Raw genomic sequence first — 705 nt, 5'->3', positions numbered from 1 at the left:
GTCCAGGGCCTTGTCGATGTCTTCGGCAGTGGAGCGTGGGAGTCCGGCAATTGGTTGGCCATTTACTGGCGAGTTATTGGTAAAGTACTGCAACGCAAAGCGGTAAGATAAGAAAAAGCGGGATCAAGAAGCTGCCGAGGATCGGTACAGCTCGGAAAATTAGCCTGCTCTGGCAGTTAATAATATTTCAGCTATCTGCTTGTTTAGTTGCGCGATTTTTACATTGCCTGAGGCGTGGGCAACAACGGTAGTTCCGGTAATAAGGCTTAGAAACTGTGGGAGAATAATTTCTGCCTTTTCGGGTTCCACGAACAGTGACAAGCGCGCCATAATGAAGTTAGCCCATTCATCGAAATGCACGCTGACTTTGGCGCGTAAAATTTTCGATGCGTCATCATTAAAGTCATTCAGGCCGCGGGCGAATGCGCAGCCTCTGAAATCTTGTTCTGAAAACCAATATTCAAGGAAATCAAAAATCGCCAAGAGTTCGGCTTTTGGATCACCATTAACTCGCGCGGCGAACTTGTTCAAGTTCGTAAAACGGAGCCAATGCCAAAAATCTAAATAGGCAGCAATCAGATCAGCCTTTGAAGGGAAGTAATTATAGAAGGTTCTTTTCGATACACCGCTTTCAGCAATAATTCGGTCAATTCCGACGGTGTGCACGCCACGTTCATTAAAGAGGATGATTGCCGTCTTTAATAT

The 705-nt window shown here is 45.8% G+C and carries 1 protein-coding gene and 1 pseudogene; both read right to left on the bottom strand.

Annotated features, from left to right (window positions below; all coding sequences use genetic code 11):
* Positions 1-90: pseudogene (locus AC1DRJ_RS31000) on the bottom strand (hypothetical protein); the annotation flags it as partial.
* A gap of 69 nt (positions 91-159) precedes the next feature.
* On the bottom strand, positions 160-705 hold a 546-nt coding region (locus AC1DRJ_RS30995; protein ID WP_477805469.1), incomplete at its 5' end, for a TetR/AcrR family transcriptional regulator.

The organism is Pseudomonas sp. P5_B2 (assembly GCF_056400445.1).
This window is presented reverse-complemented; position numbering and strand designations above follow the sequence as displayed.